The sequence below is a fragment of the Bacillus sp. FSL W8-0519 genome (assembly GCF_038005585.1).
Lineage (GTDB): Bacteria > Bacillota > Bacilli > Bacillales > Bacillaceae_G > Bacillus_A > Bacillus_A paranthracis.
This window is the reverse complement of record NZ_JBBOTL010000001.1, coordinates 2,010,620-2,027,607: the sequence shown is the minus strand read 5'-3', so window position 1 is coordinate 2,027,607 and position 16,988 is coordinate 2,010,620. Positions and strand designations below refer to the sequence as shown.

The 16,988-nt window shown below is 36.1% G+C and carries 19 protein-coding genes; 2 read left to right on the top strand and 17 right to left on the bottom strand.

Translation table 11 applies throughout. The features are described 5' to 3' along the window. Positions 1-63: 63 nt before the first annotated feature. A complete protein-coding gene (locus NST14_RS10545) occupies positions 64-525 on the top strand; it encodes a DinB family protein (RefSeq protein ID WP_073540514.1) in 462 nt (153 codons plus the stop codon). 7 nt (positions 526-532) lie between these two features. Here NST14_RS10545 and NST14_RS10540 read toward each other — a convergent pair whose 3' ends face one another. The 16 genes from NST14_RS10540 to NST14_RS10465 all read right to left on the bottom strand — a co-directional run bounded on the left by NST14_RS10540 (position 533) and on the right by NST14_RS10465 (position 13,973). After that, positions 533-1,309, bottom strand: a complete 777-nt coding sequence (locus NST14_RS10540; RefSeq protein ID WP_061183067.1) for a Cof-type HAD-IIB family hydrolase — start codon at positions 1,307-1,309, stop codon at positions 533-535. A gap of 6 nt (positions 1,310-1,315) precedes the next feature. After that, positions 1,316-1,906, bottom strand: coding sequence for a histidine phosphatase family protein (locus tag NST14_RS10535; RefSeq protein ID WP_071742466.1), 591 nt, complete (start codon positions 1,904-1,906; stop codon positions 1,316-1,318). Between the two features lie 121 nt (positions 1,907-2,027). Next, complete coding sequence (locus NST14_RS10530) at positions 2,028-2,228, bottom strand: 4-oxalocrotonate tautomerase (RefSeq protein WP_254916606.1); 201 nt, start codon at positions 2,226-2,228, stop codon at positions 2,028-2,030. Between the two features lie 15 nt (positions 2,229-2,243). Continuing rightward, positions 2,244-3,032, bottom strand: coding sequence for a 2-keto-4-pentenoate hydratase (locus NST14_RS10525; protein WP_001229803.1), 789 nt, complete (start codon positions 3,030-3,032; stop codon positions 2,244-2,246). A 3-nt stretch (positions 3,033-3,035) separates the two neighbouring features. Next, positions 3,036-4,061, bottom strand: coding sequence for a 4-hydroxy-2-oxovalerate aldolase (gene dmpG / locus NST14_RS10520; protein WP_042874946.1), 1,026 nt, complete (start codon positions 4,059-4,061; stop codon positions 3,036-3,038). Then, the gene (locus tag NST14_RS10515) at positions 4,048-4,947 is read right to left on the bottom strand and encodes an acetaldehyde dehydrogenase (acetylating) (RefSeq protein ID WP_098487111.1); all 900 of its coding nucleotides are present in this window, start codon (positions 4,945-4,947) and stop codon (positions 4,048-4,050) included. The genes dmpG and NST14_RS10515 overlap by 14 nt, the downstream gene beginning before the upstream one ends. A gap of 30 nt (positions 4,948-4,977) precedes the next feature. Then, positions 4,978-5,751: a 2-keto-4-pentenoate hydratase gene (locus NST14_RS10510; protein ID WP_071742471.1), complete on the bottom strand. Its 774-nt coding sequence runs from the start codon at positions 5,749-5,751 to the stop codon at positions 4,978-4,980. 130 nt (positions 5,752-5,881) lie between these two features. Further along, positions 5,882-7,351 (bottom strand): aldehyde dehydrogenase, encoded by a 1,470-nt coding sequence (locus tag NST14_RS10505; RefSeq protein WP_001031170.1) that lies wholly within the window; start codon positions 7,349-7,351, stop codon positions 5,882-5,884. A gap of 12 nt (positions 7,352-7,363) precedes the next feature. Next, positions 7,364-7,822, bottom strand: a complete 459-nt coding sequence (locus NST14_RS10500) for a RidA family protein (RefSeq protein ID WP_001190048.1) — start codon at positions 7,820-7,822, stop codon at positions 7,364-7,366. Continuing rightward, positions 7,800-8,837 (bottom strand): amidohydrolase family protein, encoded by a 1,038-nt coding sequence (locus NST14_RS10495; RefSeq protein WP_000453804.1) that lies wholly within the window; start codon positions 8,835-8,837, stop codon positions 7,800-7,802. The genes NST14_RS10500 and NST14_RS10495 overlap by 23 nt, the downstream gene beginning before the upstream one ends. Further along, entirely contained in the window at positions 8,822-9,361 is a 540-nt protein-coding gene (gene nbaC, locus NST14_RS10490) for a 3-hydroxyanthranilate 3,4-dioxygenase (protein WP_000047733.1), read from the bottom strand. Before nbaC ends, NST14_RS10495 begins: the two co-directional genes overlap by 16 nt. 29 nt (positions 9,362-9,390) lie before the next feature. After that, positions 9,391-9,939, bottom strand: coding sequence for an FAD synthetase family protein (locus tag NST14_RS10485; protein ID WP_000022929.1), 549 nt, complete (start codon positions 9,937-9,939; stop codon positions 9,391-9,393). A 16-nt stretch (positions 9,940-9,955) separates the two neighbouring features. Beyond that, positions 9,956-10,702, bottom strand: a complete 747-nt coding sequence (locus NST14_RS10480) for an IclR family transcriptional regulator (protein WP_071730004.1) — start codon at positions 10,700-10,702, stop codon at positions 9,956-9,958. Between the two features lie 149 nt (positions 10,703-10,851). Further along, positions 10,852-12,324, bottom strand: coding sequence for a 4-hydroxyphenylacetate 3-hydroxylase family protein (locus NST14_RS10475; protein WP_001007861.1), 1,473 nt, complete (start codon positions 12,322-12,324; stop codon positions 10,852-10,854). A gap of 249 nt (positions 12,325-12,573) precedes the next feature. Then, entirely contained in the window at positions 12,574-13,542 is a 969-nt protein-coding gene (locus tag NST14_RS10470) for an SPFH domain-containing protein (protein WP_000226248.1), read from the bottom strand. A gap of 2 nt (positions 13,543-13,544) precedes the next feature. Continuing rightward, positions 13,545-13,973 (bottom strand): NfeD family protein, encoded by a 429-nt coding sequence (locus NST14_RS10465; protein ID WP_000741985.1) that lies wholly within the window; start codon positions 13,971-13,973, stop codon positions 13,545-13,547. A gap of 273 nt (positions 13,974-14,246) precedes the next feature. Between NST14_RS10465 and NST14_RS10460 the strand changes: the two genes are divergently transcribed. Further along, positions 14,247-15,464 (top strand): MFS transporter, encoded by a 1,218-nt coding sequence (locus tag NST14_RS10460; protein ID WP_113733036.1) that lies wholly within the window; start codon positions 14,247-14,249, stop codon positions 15,462-15,464. A gap of 45 nt (positions 15,465-15,509) precedes the next feature. On the opposite strand, the gene NST14_RS10455 is transcribed toward NST14_RS10460, so the two are convergent. After that, the gene (locus NST14_RS10455) at positions 15,510-16,985 is read right to left on the bottom strand and encodes an amidase family protein (RefSeq protein ID WP_000405428.1); all 1,476 of its coding nucleotides are present in this window, start codon (positions 16,983-16,985) and stop codon (positions 15,510-15,512) included. Between the last annotated feature and the right edge of the window lie 3 nt (positions 16,986-16,988).

Below are 16,988 nucleotides of genomic sequence, written 5' to 3'. Positions count from 1 at the left end.
GAATTTTGAGTACGATATAATACCCTCAAGAAACTATTATATACGTAGAAGAGGAGAATTACAATGTTTGTACAATCTGTATTGCATCAACTTAAAGTTGCTGTTGATACTTCTATTCAAATGCTTAACCGATATAAAGAAGACGAATTAAAAATACAACCAATTCACTCGAAGCGATCATTATTTGAAATGTGTGCACATCTTTCTCTTATTTGCCATGCTGATTTACTCATTTTAAATGGTAGTACGGAAAAAGAGTTACGTACCTTTTATTTAGAACATACACCAGAAACAATTGCGTACATGCAACAAATAATGCTTGAAGGATACAACCTTCTCTCTAAAACATTTCTTTCCTATTCCCATGAAGAATTAGCGGCAGTTATGACTGCCTATTGGGGTGTTTCTTATTCTCGGTTTGAATGGTTACTTGAAATTGTTGCACACTTTTATCATCATCGTGGACAAATACATATTTTATTATGCGAGCACATTAAAGATCCTAACGTACCTTTATTTCAATAAAGGTACGTTAGACGACATAATGCTTTTCTAAGGCAAATAAAATACCACCTTCACTCGCCTTCTTTGTAACGAAATCAGCTCTTGTTTTTAACTCTTCTCCGCCATTCCCCATCGCAATACCTAATCCTACATACTCTAACATCTCAATATCATTGCTACCGTCACCAAAAGCAATGGCTTCTGATTTGCAAATGTTTAGGTGCTCTAATACCTTTTGAATTGCAGTTACCTTCGATACTTTATTATCTTCCAACACATTCATAACATAACCGTGAAAACGTTCAAACGTAAGTGCTGGATATCTTTCAAGAAATTTTTGAGCTTCTATTTCATCTGCATACAGACATAAACAATAGATTTCTTCTGACAAATCCCTGCTTTTTTCTGGATACTTCTCTAAATTCAACGTCTCGCTAAGCGCTTGCATTACACGCTCATTATCCGAAGCTATTCCGTTCATTGCAAAATCCTCGGTAAAATAAGAAATACCGTGACCATGTAATTCTGCAAACTCTGAGATATCATGAACGATTTCACTTGAAAGTACTGATTTATGTAGAACCGTTTCCTCACACTTAATATGTGCACCATTTGCAGAAATAATTGTATGTATGCCCAGCTCTTTAAATTGCGAACATAAGCTATATGGTCTCCCTGTAGTAACAACTACGTGAATCCCTTTTTCTATTAATCTTTGTATTGCTTCTTTTGTGCTCTCATGCATACTTCTATCAATTTCGCTTAAAAGCGTACCGTCAACATCAAAAAATACTACTTTGTACATAGATCTTTACATCCCGTCCAAATGATTCGTATCATTAATGAAATGTACTGTTTTTTGTTCGCCATCCATTTCAATTAAGCTTATTCCCGTATCTCCCATTTTAAAATAATAATCCATTGAAATGGGCATTTTGAAAAACGCACGTAATAGACTATTTATTACACCACCATGTGCAACAATTGCAATTCGGTCATACGTATTCTCTGTCACGATTTTAGAAAAGATGCCTTCTATTCTCATTCGAAACTCAATAAATGACTCCCCATTTTCAAATCGATCATGAAGAAACTGTGGCTCGGGATATTTCTTTGCTTCTTCAAATGAAAGACCTGCTTGCACTCCATTATTGAACTCCATTAATTCCTCTTCTAATTGAATTGGACACCCAATTCCCTCTGCTAACATTTCACCTGTTTCGCGAGCCCGTTTTAATGTACTTGCCCAAATGAAATCTGGCGGGAAATCTGCTTTCACTTTCTGTACAAGTCTTTGCACCTGCTCTCTTCCCTTTTCTGTTAATTCAAAGTCAGCTCGTCCTTCATGTACGTTTAAAATATCAGCTTCTGATTCTCCGTGGCGTATTAGTAGTATTTGCATGTTTCTTCACTCCCCTTTTCTCCTTAAAACCAAGAATAAATTTTAACATATTATTAGAAATTTTCAAAACAACAAAAGCAACCCCCATTCATAAGAGAATGAAAATTGCTTTTATTACTAACTAAATTTCTTTTAAACACTCTTTAGACTTTCCTCCTACTCCCCAATGCGAACTTGGGATTTCATTCACTAAAACACGGACTCGTCCAACATCTACATCCAAGTTTTTCGCGACTACTTCTGTAACATCAAATATTAGATTTTGAATTTGCTCTTGCTTTCTACCTTCTATTATTTGAATTTGTATAATGGGCATTTTTATCTCTCGCTTTACTATTTATTCACAAAACATCGCTACACTTCCCAAATCATCAAATTGTGCAATGATAGAATCTCCAGATTTAAATGCAATCGCTTCAGATAATGCTCCACTTAATACAATATCACCTTTTTTTAATCCTTCATTTTGTAAATCAAGTTTATTTACCGCCCAAGCGATTGCCTCTGCTGGATGTCCCAGCACAGCTGCTCCTGTCCCAGTCGTAGCAATCTTACCGTTCTTTGACATAACCATTCCTACATTTGCTAAATCTATATTCTTAACATCAATCCATTTGCTTCCTAACAAAAATTTTGAAGAGGAACAATTATCTGCTATTACATCAGGTAATGTAAATTTAAAATTCAAATATCTACTATCAATCACCTCTAAAGCTGGCGCAACATATTTTGTTGCCTTTAATACATCATCAGCTGTCACATTCGTTCCTTGTAAATCCTCACCTATTAAAAAAGCAATCTCTGGCTCTACTTTCGGATGAATCAACGTTTCATATTGCAATGGCTCCCATTCGAATGCAAGCATATCATGCAACAAATATCCGTAAATCGCTTCATCAATCCCCATCATTTGTTGTTTTGCCTTACTCGTTAATCCAAGTTTCACACCAACTCTTTTAGAACCTTCGCTCATTTTTTGTTCAATTAAACGTTTTTGCAGTTTATAAGCATCCTCTACTGTTAAATCAGGATGCTTATCCGTTACTTTTACTACTTCTTTTCTTTCCTTTTCAGCTTGAAGTAAATAGTCAATAATTTCTAAATCTGCCCCTTTCACTAAAGCCATATGTTACACCTCCATTTTTATCTTTGCTAATTCTGCAGCTACATCTAAAATCATATCCTCTTGTCCTCCAACTACTTTTCTTTTCCCCAGTTCTATTAAAATATCACGTGTGTCTACCTTAAAGCGTTGTGCCGCCCTTTCAGCATGTAATAAAAAACTAGAGTATACCCCTGCATATCCCATTACTAGACTACTTTTTTGAATTTCTTGTGGTACTGGTAATAAAGGGGCAACTATCTCCTCTGCGACATCCATCATCTTATATAAATCTATATCTAGCTTATATCCCATACGATCCAAAACAGCGAGCAATACTTCTGTTTGGGCATTTCCAGCTCCTGCGCCAAGACATCGTACACTTCCATCAATACGTGTCGCTCCTTCTTCAATTGCAGTAATTGTATTTGCTACTGCAACCGAAAGATTATTATGACCATGGAAACCAATTTCAATATTTAAAGATTGACGCAAAGCACGGATACGTTCACGTACTTCATGAGGCAATAAAGCTCCTGCAGAATCTGTTACATAAACTGCTTCTGCACCATAACTTTCCATAAGCTTTGCTTGTTCTACTAACTTTTCAACCGATGCAGAATGTGCCATCATTAAAAAACCGCACACTTCCATACCTAACTCACGCGCAAATTGAATATGCTGAGCGGAAACATCCGCTTCTGTTACATGTGTTGCTACACGAACTAGTTTCGCACCAATATTTGCAGCTTGCTTTAATTCATGAATCGTTCCAATACCAGGAATTAACAAGACAGCTATTTGAGCTTGCTTACACTCATCTACCGCAGCTTCAATGAGCTTCATTTCATTAACTAATGACTTCCCATATTGTAAAGTAGAGCCACCTAAACCATCTCCATGGCTCACTTCGATATAATGCATACCTGCCTCATCTAATGCCCTTGTTACAGATCGAACTTGCTCTTCTGTAAATTGATGTTTCATTACATGACTTCCATCACGTAAACAAACTTCCGTTATTCTCACTGGTCTTTCACTATTTCGCCTCATTCATTACACCTCTTTTCTTCTCTGAAATGATTTGCTTTGCAAATTCTTCACCTACTTTTAATGCTGCAGCTGTCATAATATCTAAATTACCGGCATAAGGAGGAAAATAATCTCCAGCTCCTTCAACTTCTAAAAATACAGTTACACGATTCCCATCAAACATTGGTTCTTGTTTCAAAGAGTAAGCAGGAACATACGTCCTAACCCGTTCTACCATTTTATGAATTGCTTCATAGATAGAAACCTCATCCATATCCTTAGCTTCACAATAAATCGTATCTCTCATTAATATAGGTGGCTCTGCAGGGTTTAATATAATTATCGCCTTCCCCTTATCAGCCCCACCAACTTCTTCAATTCCACGCTTTGTCGTAATTGTAAATTCATCAATATTTGCTCTTGTACCTGGACCTGCACTTAAACTGGAAATTGTAGCAACGATTTCTGCATATGTAACATTCGCCACCTCATTAATAGCATGAACAATCGGGATTGTTGCTTGTCCCCCGCACGTAATCATATTAACGTTTTTCTTATCTAAAAAATTATTATTTCGAATAGCAGGACAAACAAATGGCCCATATGCAGCCGGTGTTAAGTCAATTACTATTTTTTCAAGCTCTTCTAACGTTTTCGCATGATACCTATGTGCTTTAGCTGAAGTTGCATCAAATACAATATCAGCTAAACTGGGATTATCAATAATCGTCTGTATTCCATTATCAAAAACCTCGTATCCGGCTTCTTTCGCCCTCTTTAAACCATCCGATTCTACATCTATTCCAATCATGGCATTGAGGTCTATGACTTCACTTTTTCTTAATTTATACATTAAATCCGTACCAATATTACCTGATCCAATTATGGCCGCCTTTACTTTCTGCACATCTATCCCACCTTTTCATAACATTTTAACCTATATGAATGTAACTGAAACCGATCCTAGTGAACCGAAGTCAGCTTGAATGCTATCTTTACTATTCACTGAGACTGCACCAGATAACGCCCCTGGTAAAATTAACTCTCCTGCTTTTAATTCAATATTAAATTCATGTATTTTATTAGCTAACCAAGCAATAGCTTGTGCAGGATGCCCTAATGCAGCAGCACCAGCCCCCGTGGCAATTAAACTATTATTTTTATAAAGTGTCATTCCAGTTGTACGTAAATCTACTTTATCGATGCTAGAAAATCTGTTCCCAATTACAACTTTTGCTGACGAGCCATTATCCGCTACTGTATCGACCAATTTTATTTTCCAATCGGAAATACGACTATCAATTATTTCAAGTGTAGGTACAACATACTTCGTTGCCATCAGTACATCAATATATGTAATATTAGGCCCTTTTAAATCTTTCTCTAAAACAAATCCTATTTCTGCTTCTATTTTCGGAGCTACAAAAGAACTTATTGAGATTGTACTTCCATTTTCTATTTTCATGTCATCTAACAAATGTCCATAATCTGGTTCATTTACCCCAAGCGTCTGCTGCATCGCAACACTCGTAAGTCCAACTTTCTTTCCGATTACATAACGCCCTTTCTCCAACTTTCTTTCTACTACTTCAAGTTGAATATTATATGCATCCTCAATAGATAAATTAGCATATCTCTCAGTAAAAGGAGGTATTCCTACACGTGAATCTTCAGCCTGTAATAGCTCATCAGCTAATTCTTTAATTAACAATTGCTCTCACCTCATTTTTAAAAATTTATATATATGTCCAATCCACTACATTGTAACTAGCCCCCACCCATCGACTTATTTTCATAAACATTAAATGAGGGCTCTTTGTAATTAAGTTAAAATATTATCCTTATAATTTCATCGTTACCGTTTTAGCTTCCGTATAAAATTCGAAACTATGACGTCCACCTTCTCTACCAATTCCACTTGCCTTCGAACCGCCAAATGGCGTACGTAAATCTCGGACATACCAGCAATTAATCCATAGTAAACCTGAATCAATTTGTGAAACCACTCGTTGTGCTCGTCTAAGATTATTTGTCCAAACAACTCCAGCTAGTCCATAAATGGAATCATTCGCAATGCGAATTGCATCCTCCTCCGTTTTAAATGGAATAACAACTAGAACTGGACCAAATATCTCTTCCTGCGCTACACGCATACTGTTATCAACATCATATAGAATAGTAGGTTCATAAAAGTTTCCTTCTACTAGACTCTCTACTCTTTTTCCACCATAGGCTAATTTTGCCCCTTCTGAAGTTCCTATTTCTACATAACGATTAACTGTTTCTAAATGAGATTTTGATACAAGCGCTCCCATATCTGTCTCTTCAGAAAGAGGATCTCCAACTTTTATTCTTTTTACAGCCTCTACAAATTTCTCTAAAAACTGTTCATATACACTTTCTTGCACTAGTAATCTTGAACCAGCTAAACAAATTTCTCCTTGATTCCGATAAATAGCTTCAATTGAGCCTTGTACTGCTTCATCTAAATCCGCATCTTCAAATACGATATTCGCTGATTTACCTCCTAGTTCTAATGAAACAGGTATTAAGTTCTCTGATGCATTACGCATAATTGTCTTGCCTGTATTACTTTCTCCAACAAATGAAATTCTTCTAACAGCTGGATGTGTTGTCATTTTTGTCCCAACAGTATTTCCCGGACCTGTAATAATATTAAGTACACCTGGTGGTAGTCCTGCATCATTTGCAATTTCACCAAGCATAACTGCACTTAATGGAGTATAAGAGGCCGGTTTGACAACTACAGTATTACCAGAAGCAAGTGCCGCTGATGCTTTCCATGTCATTTGCATAAATGGCAAATTCCAAGGAATGATTAAACTTGTCACTCCCGCAGGAGCATACTTTGCATATGACATAAAATTATGTTTGTCATAGTGCTCGTGCACCATATATTTAGCCATTTCAGCAAAGAAGCGAAAATTATGAGCCGAACGTGGTATATCGAATCCTTTACTTTCTTTAATTGGCTTTCCCACATCCAGAGTTTCTATATAAGCTAGCTCATCCACTCTTTCCATAATCAAATCCGACATTTTGCATAAAATATTTGATCGCTCTTCCACAGGCATTTTACTCCAAATACCGCTTTTAAATGTACGTTCTGCCACATCAATTGCTCTTTTGGTGTCCTCTTCATTTGCCTTTGCAATAGATGCAAGCTTTCTATTCGTTGCTGGATTGAACGTATCAAACGTTTCACCACATACAGAATCCACATACTGTCCATCAATAAACAATTTCGCATCTTTCACTTTCAGTTTGTCCGCTAATAATTCTTTGTTCACCTTCTTTACCTCCTACTCCTCAATTTCTAAAACCATCTCAATTTCAATTGTTGTATTATTAGGTAACTGAGCCATACCGACTGCTGAGCGAGCATGTTTCCCCTTTTCTCCAAATATATCTACTAATACATCCGATGCACCGTTCATTACTTTTGGCTGATTAATAAAGTCTTCCGTACTATTTACAAAACCAAGTATTTTTACAATTCGTTTTACCTTATTTAAATCACCTAGTTCATTTCTCACAACACTTAACAAATTCAACATCGATTGCCTTGCCGCTTTATACCCTTCATCAATTGAAATATCTTTTCCTAATTTCCCGTGATACTCATCTACACCTTGTCCAGCAGTAAATAATAAGTTACCTACTCTTACACAACTAACATAATTTCCAACTGCCGGGCGAATAGCTGGTAGTGTAATTCCCAACTCACTTAGTTTATCCTCAGGTGTTTGTACTCTCTGCATATGCTACACCTCGTTTTTTTATATCAATATTTAAAAATTCCGCAGCATTTCCCCCAAGCATCGCTGCTTTTTGTTCCTCTGATAAACTGGCTGTTTCATCAATCACTTTACCCGGATCAACTTCTCGCAATAAAAATGGATAATCTGAACCCATGAAAATCTTTTCATGCCCAAACCTTTCAATCATATATTTCAAATTAATAGGATCATAATTTAAAGAATCAAAATAAAATTTCTTTGCATAATAACTAGGAGGATGCGTAGTCAATCGTAAATGCGGCCATACTTTCCAGCCTTGATCTAACCTTGGCAAAATATATGGGAAAGAGCCGCCGCCATGCGCAAAACAAACCTTTAGCAGTGGAAACTTCTCCATTATTCCACTCCATACTAATGTAGCTGCCGCAAGTGCCGTTTCACTCGGCATCCCAACTGTATACATAAAATTATGATGTGGCATTCTATCACGCCCTAATGTTTCCCATGGATGAATAAAAATCGGAACTTGCCATTTTTCAGCCATTCGAAAAAATTCAATAAACGATGGGTCATCTAAATTTTTTCCATTTACGTTTGTACCAATTTCAATACCATGTAAATTTAATTCCGTTATACAACGCTCCATTTCACGAATCGCAGTTTCTCCATCTTGCATCGGAACCGTTCCTAACCCTACAAAACGATCTGGATATGCTAAAACTGTTTCTGCAATAAAATCATTTTGAATACGTGCCATACTTTCGGCTTCCTCTGGTTTTGCCCAATACGAAAATGTAACGGGGATTGGTGATAGAACTTGAATATCAACACCTTCACGATCCATATCTTCAATTCTTTTCTTAGGACACCATACTTGGTCTGTCACGTCTCGAAAATTTTTACCTCCAACCATAATACTTGCACCACATGTACAAGTCCGATTTAATATCGGCCAACGACCGCCACCAAACTTCTCTTCAAAATCTGGAAAAGTTTCAGGAATAATATGTGTATGAAAATCTATTCGCACTTCCATTCCTCCACTTCCTCTGGCATAATATGACCGCAGTTTTTACACGCTCGAATTTCTTTATTTGAATTAAAACTATGAATTGCTTCTTTTACTTGTTTTTCAATATCACTTAATTGGACGCGTACACGATGCATTTCATGATTACACTCATCACAGAACCAAACGAAATCCTCAAGTTCTCCTTGGCTACGTTTTCTTTCAATTACAAGCCCATATGTGTTAGCAACGCGATGTGGTGAATGCGGTACCATAGCTGGGAGCATAAATACATCCCCTTCTTTTACTGTGACGACTTCCCGCTTCCCTTCTTCTGTAATACATTCCACATAACATTCACCTTTAATTTGATAGAAAAATTCATCTGAAGGATCTACATGGAAATCACGTCTTCTATTTGGACCACCTAATATCATGGCGATAAACTCTGAATCTTGCCAAATAACTTTGTTATTTACTGGTGGCTTCAATAACTCCTTATTCTCATCAATCCATTTTAGTAAATTAAAAGATTGCAATGTTTTAGACATACTATTTCCTCCTTATAATTCCTTTTTATTTATATCGTTTTAAAAGACCAACCGAGTAAAGAACTAGACTTTTGCAAATCCCCATGATAGATATAATCTCTAATTCTCGTTGAAGATATTCGCTCACCTTCATCACAGCAAACATCTTTCACTATAGAAAGGTTGAATTGTTCTCTTAGTAGCTCAATATTTCCCTCACGATTTTTTCCAAACCTAAAATCTTGACCAATAAAAATTTCTACAGGGCTTAACCTTTTTATATCTTGAATAAAGCAACTCGCACTTTTTGTTATATAAGACTCATCAAACCGAATTACAATCACATGTTCAACACCAAGGTTTTGAATACGTTTCACTTTCTCATCAATAGTCGTTAATACTTGCGCTCCTTGAAAATATGAGCGTGGTGGTGGATCAAATGTGTACACAACATTTGTTATCTTTAATGCTTTTGCCTTCTCAACCGCATTTTTAATTACGGCTTGATGACCTTTATGCACACCATCAAATGCTCCAATTGAAACAATAGATTCCGTTAATTCAGGTATACACTGCTCATGTATATAAATGATACTCATCTCTTTTCTTCTAAAGTTAAATTTCCAAATAACCAAATTCCTTTGAAATCAAATTTGCCGTATTCATCACACTTTGAATTATGATTTCACGGTTACTTCCTTGCATATACGATATAGGTCCAACAATATTAAGTGCCGCAATAGTTCTCCCAGTATAAGATCGAATAGGAGCTGCAATTCCATACAGTCCATGCTCATTTTCGTTATCACTAATTGAATAACCTTGCTTACGAATTTTCTGTAACTCTGTTTGGAATTGTTTGACACATGTAATGGTATTGGGTGCTCGTCGTAAAAGCCCTTTTTCTGAAGTATATTCTAAGGGTGATGAATGAAATGAAAGCAGCACTTTCCCTGTGCTTGTACAATATGCAGGTTCTCTTGATCCAACATGTGTTGAAATTTGAACGGACTCCTTCGATGAAACTTTCAATATAAATACAACATCACCACGGTCAAACATACCGATATGCACAGTACCACTAAAATTTCTTACTAGCTCTTCAACAAGCGGAATCGCTCCACTATATATCTCTTGCTGAAACATGACTTGATTTCCCCACTCTAACAATTTCCAACCTAATCTATATTTTCTTTGCTCATCTTGTATGAGCATTCCTTCTGCACACAACGTACGAACAAGATGGTGAACCGTACTTGCATTCATATTTAGCTTTTCCGCTATTTCCGAATTACCTAGCACAGGCTCATCACTTGTGAAACAATTTAGAATTTTGCAAATTTTACCGATGGAAGCAATCAAATCATATACCTCCCCTATTCCAGTTACAGTTCTCACGTTCTAGATATTGTTAAAAATATAAGAAGAATTACATCCTAACAGTAAAATTCTTTCTATCATCTATTGCTCCTTCCTTTTCCAAACAAAAATGTAAGCGCAAACATTTTTATTTAACTTAAGGCCCCTTCAGATGAACTCGATTGCAACGCATTGTTCACAAGTGAAAAAGTTTGTTGTTTTTTGTACGCATTATAAAACATTCCCATTTTACGCACCGGATCTCCAGAATAATAACGCTCATATTGTAATAACCGTTGTCCAAAAGCCTCACCACATAAGTCCCATGCTAATTTAAACAAACGAACCCGTTCCTCAGAGGATACTCCTTCACGCCCGATATAATACTTTTGCATATCATCATGAATCTCGGGGTTCATAAAATCAGCACCTGTCGGTGACATTAATAATCCACCCGCACCTATAGTTTGAATAATCTCAATAGCCCGCGGATACATCTTAGGTAATAAACTGCGTATCGTATCAAGCGGTAACCTCGCAGGAATAACTTCTCCATATGAATTCGTTTCATACTCATATTCAGCTACTTGCAGGAGAGCACGTATCGTTTCAACATCTTGCATAAGCTCTGCTAGCTGGTTTTGTACATTTAAAAAACCATCTACTCCAATCGAATCTGCTAATTTCATAGCTACTTCAGCTGCAAAAGATAGTTTTACTAACCCTCTTACCCCAGATTGATGTGCTGGTTGATGACCAATTCCGGTTTTAGGATACAATTGATTCCCAGCTTCCACACTTTGATAAATAAATACTTTATCCCACGGGATAAACACATTATGAAATACTAGTAATGCATCCATTTCCTCAAACCTTGATGCGAGTGGATGATCAAATAAAGATCGTTTTCCATCTTGCATTGGCTCACGACATAGAATTCTTAGACCTGGTGCGTCAATTGGAACTGCAAAAGAAATTGCATGACGTTCATCACCTGGCTTAAAACTTGGATAGGAATATATTATTACCTCATCCGTAATCGGCGCCAGTGTCGCTAACATTTTAGCACCACTAACATACATTCCTTCCGCTGTTTCACTTACTACCCCTAAATGCATTGTTTCATCTTCTTGTTGATGGGAGGCCTTACTCCGATCATTTTGCGGATTAATAATTGCGTGTGTTAAAAACAAATCATTATCCCTTATATGTTTATAATAATTTTTTATATTCGCTCCCCATTCTGGATTAAACTTCTCAAAAAACCACGAATTACTTGCCATTGAAGTAACCGTTACATTTAAAAAATCAGGTGTTCTACCCATTAAACCATAAGTGGCTTTTGCCCACACTTCAAATAATTCGCGGCGTACTTTTAAATCCTCATAATTTCTCGGTACTAAAAATGCATTTGATACCCTTTCTCCTGTCTCTTCGCATATATGAGTAATCTTATCTTGATATTCTGGATTGTGCTGCATATCATATAAGTTCGCAATTTGTATAATTGGTTCACGAAAAACATCTTCATTTACTACATCCGTTACTTTTCTTCCTCCAATCCAAATTTCAGGATTTCTTTTTCGCAACCCTTCAATATACTGTTCCCCTGTTCTAATTGCCATTCTTTCCCCTCCAATTTCCAATAATAATATACTAAAAAGTTTAGAAATTTTACCAGATGACTGAATTTTCAATCATTATATCAATTCTATTTCTTACAGATTCTCCTTTATTTCATATTATGAAATCTTAAAAATTTTTTAGTGTAAATGAGTAAGGAACGGTCCCCCGTCCCTTACTCATTTAATTTATAAATTAAAAAATGATAAAAAATAAAAAGAGAAACGGCATCCCATTTCTCTTTTTCACTCTTATTGTTCTTTTTCTGTATTATTTAAAGGCAGTTTCTTCGCTTGTTTTTCTTTAAAGATTTCACCAATTGCCCCGAGAGTACCAAGTGTTTCAATTGCATTAGATGGAATAAAGACTTTATTTGCTGGCCCTTTCGCAACTTCAGCTAATGATTCAAATGATTTGTAAGCAAGTATACGTTCATCTAAATTCGCCTCGCGAAGTAATTCAATTCGATTTTGTTCTGCTTTTGCAATTTCCTCAATCGCTCTTGCTTCCCCTTGCGCTTCTAATTCTTTTGCTTCTTTAATACCTTCTGCTTCTCGAATACGCGCTTCTTTATCCCCTTCAGCCATTAAGATTTTACTTTGCTTTTCCCCTTCAGCACGAAGGACTTTATCTTGTTTTGCAGCTTCAGCTTCTAATATGATCGCACGTTTATTACGCTCTGCTTTCATTTGTTTTTCCATTGATGCTTGCACATCTTTCGGCGGATTAATATCGACAACTTCAACACGTTCAATGCGAACGCCCCATTTTTCTGTAGCTTCATCAAGTGCTAAGCGAATTTCTGTTGAAATTTTTTCACGACCAGATAACGTTTCATCCAGTTCCATTTTACCAATGATTTGACGCATCGTTGCTGAAGTAATGTTACGTACACCGTATTCATAGTTCGAAATACCATATGTCGCAAGTTCCGGTTCAACGACTTGATAGAAAATAATTGTATCAATTTCCACTTGTACATTATCTTTCGTAATTACTTTCTGCGGTGGTACATTCGTTTGTTGAATACGCAAGTCGTGATATACGCGAACGCGATCCACAATCGGAATTAATAAATTTAATCCCGGCTGCATAACCCGCTGAAACTTACCAAATCTTTCAATGACTCCAACTTTTTGCTGTGGAATAATTTTAATTGTTAATGCGATAAATGTAACAACAATTAGTGCAAAAATAATCGTTAACGTTAATGCTACCATATTTATTCACTCTCCTTTTTCACTTGTAATATAGTACTATTTCTCTTTATAACAACAACTTTTTCTCCAGTATCAATTGGAGCATCTGCAACAGCTGTCCAAGTATCTCCATTCACCTTCACAATACCGTTCGTTTCATTTGTAATCGCTTGCATAACAATCCCTTTTTTACCGACTAACATATCTACTGTATCAGTAAAACCTTTTGCTTCTCGAAAGTTTTTTGATATTCTTTTCGTAAAGAAAGTCAACGTTAAACTTACAATCGCACCAGCAACAACTTGTAATAGTAGTGCTTCAGGAGCAAACAAAGCAATAAGACCTCCGACAACAGCTCCAATTCCAAGCCAAAGCATGTAAAATGTAATCGACAGCATTTCCGCAATAAATAAAATACCAGCTATTATAAACCAAATTACCCAAGCAGCCATTTGCAACCCTCACTTTCTTTCTCATTTTCTATATGTATATGAAGAAAAGAATGGTTTATCCGCCCTTTCTCATACGTGGGCGCTTACTACAAGCTATTGTACATTTTCACTGTTACAATGAGTATTATTAAAATACTATATTAATATATTCTTCATTATACATGAAAATCCCTTTCAAAAAGTGACAAAAAATTTAATTCTTTCAAAATTTATTTTTCAAATTATAATGATTATAACTACTGTCATATTTTCCCCAGAAAGGGTGTGTACTTATTGCAAAAACGTTCATTGACTTACTATTTAGGATCGAAAATATGCATTACTCTCGCTGACATCGTATACGTAATGATTATTACAACTCATATGTATATCACAACGAAATCAGCTACATTAACTGCTCTTTTTCCATTATTACAAGTCATAACTAATCTTATAGCAAATACATCTGCACCACTTATAATGAATCGTTTTCCATCTTATTCATTACTGTTTACACTACAATGGATAAAAACTGCTCTATTATTTTTATTCATGATATTATTCCCGGTCCTTTCCACAAACATTGTAGTACTATTCATTTTCATTTTTTTCATTTCATTATGTAGTGGCTGGAGCGCTCCATTACTATACGGTATTCTTCCGCGCCTTACACCGAAAGAAAAATTAGTAAAAGTAAATAGTATTTTTTCCTTTTCCACACAAATTGCACAAGCCGCTGCTTATTCATTTACAAGTATTATTGTTCTTCTCGTCGGCGCTACTACTACACTTATGATGAATAACATATTGATGATTTTCGGATGTGTTGCACTACACTTTTCATTACGATCCATACATACTGAACGAGTAATAGAGCCTTCTTCTTCAAAAGGTGATACTTTATTGGAAGGTTGGAAGCTCTTATTTCAAAACCCTTCCCTCCGTACTGTTACATGTATGGACTTAATTGAAACTTTTGCAGGGACGATATGGATCGGTGCTATTACGATGGCTTATGTAACAACTGTCCTTCATAAAGGAGAAGAATGGTGGGGATTTATTAATACAAGTTATTATGTTGGGACGTTAATTGGCGGTCTATTAGCGTGGAAAATGAGTACATACATTCAAAACAATTTAATACGCTCTATGGCGATAGGCTCTCTTCTGTTTAGTATTCTTACATTTTTATATGGTATAACAAGTAGCGGATTTATTGCGCTGTTCCTATGCATTCTAATGGGCCCATGTTACCAAATTAGAGATATTTCTCAAACAACTGTTTTACAATCCAGCGTCGCTCCATCTTTATTATCAAAGATGTATACAGCTCACGGCGCTCTTCTCTCAACAGCTTCTGGCCTTTCTATGCTGAGTGTTGGCATTATTACCGATTTGTTCGGTGTTCGTACGATCTATATTCTCGCTTCAATCCTTATATTGTGCTCTGCTTGTTTATCATTTAACTTATTAAAATATGATAAGACAAAGCAAAAAAACATGTCACTTTAATGAACAAAATAAATAGGACAGGATTTCCTGCCCTATTTATTTTATTTATGATAAGTTAGGAGATTTCCGATGCTTTGTCGCTTGTTCAAAAGCGTATGCGAGTTTAATTAAAGTCCCCTCACGAAAAGCAGTGCTTGCAAGCGTAATTCCAAATGGTCTCCCGTTATCCATATATCCCGCAGGTATTGCTATAGACGGATAACCTGCTTTCGCACATATAGTGGAGCCTATATAAGAAGGAAACAGAATCGCATCAAGATTATATTTTTCCAGTGCAAAATCAATGCCTTGTTCTTGTGAAAAATATATATCTTCTAATCTTGCATTTAAATATTGTGGATTTCTTAACGTATTAGGAAAATCTTTTCTTCTTTCTAACTTAGTTTGTCCATATCTCAGAGCTCTTTCTGCTATGTTTTCATTAAACTCCATTAACTCTGAAATAGAATGCACTGGTATAGTAGAAGGCAATTTCGAAAGATAGTTATCTAAACTATGCTTTAATTCATAAAGCGATACACCCCAGCTCCATTCTCTATGAAAAGACGGAATATTAATATCCTCTACTACTGTCGCTCCCTCAATACGCAATACTTCAATCGTTTCCTTAAACAATTTTTCATCATACTCACCAGTTTCATAATACTCTTTTGGTGCATTGCTATATACACCAATTTTCGCTCCATTTAAACCATTAACATCAAGGTATTTTGTATAATCATGCTCTGCTATCCCTTCACTTTTATAAGTGGCTACATCTTTCTCATCTACCCCAGTTAAACTCCCTAACAAAATAGCCGCATCTGTTACCGTTCTAGCAAATGGTCCTGCTGTATCTTGCGAATACGTAAATGGAATAGTACCTCTACGACTAATTAAACCAACAGTCGGTTTAATACCGACTACAGAGTTTTGAACAGCTGGACTCAAAATAGAACCATCCGTTTCTGTTCCAACCGATATTACTGTAAAGTTAGCAGCAACTGCTATGGCAGATCCTGTACTTGAGCCACCAACAAACATATCATCCTCACCCGTACCGTAAGGGTTTATTGTTTGCCCACCTCTTGCACTATATCCAGCCCACATTTCAAATGACATTGCATTTGCTAATTCTGTCATATTTGTTTTCCCTATTATCACTGCTCCTGCTTCTCGCAGCTTCGTAACGAGAAATGCATCTTCACTACTTATATGTTGTTCTAACGCAATCGTACCTGCACTTGTATGCATAGAGTCATTCGTTTCAATATTGTCCTTAAGTAAAACAGGTATACCATGTAATGGACCTCTTTTACCTTTAATCTTTCTTTCATAATCTAACGCTTCAGCAATAAAGATGGCGTCTGGATTGATTTCTAAAATAGAATTAATTTCCGGTCCATCTTGATCATACTTTGCGATTCTATGAAGGTAATACATAACTAGTTCTTTTGAAGTTAACTTTCCATCTTCCATCGCTCTTTGTATATCATGAATTGTTAATTCTTTTTGTAGTAGTGTATTGAACTGAATCTCCATTTT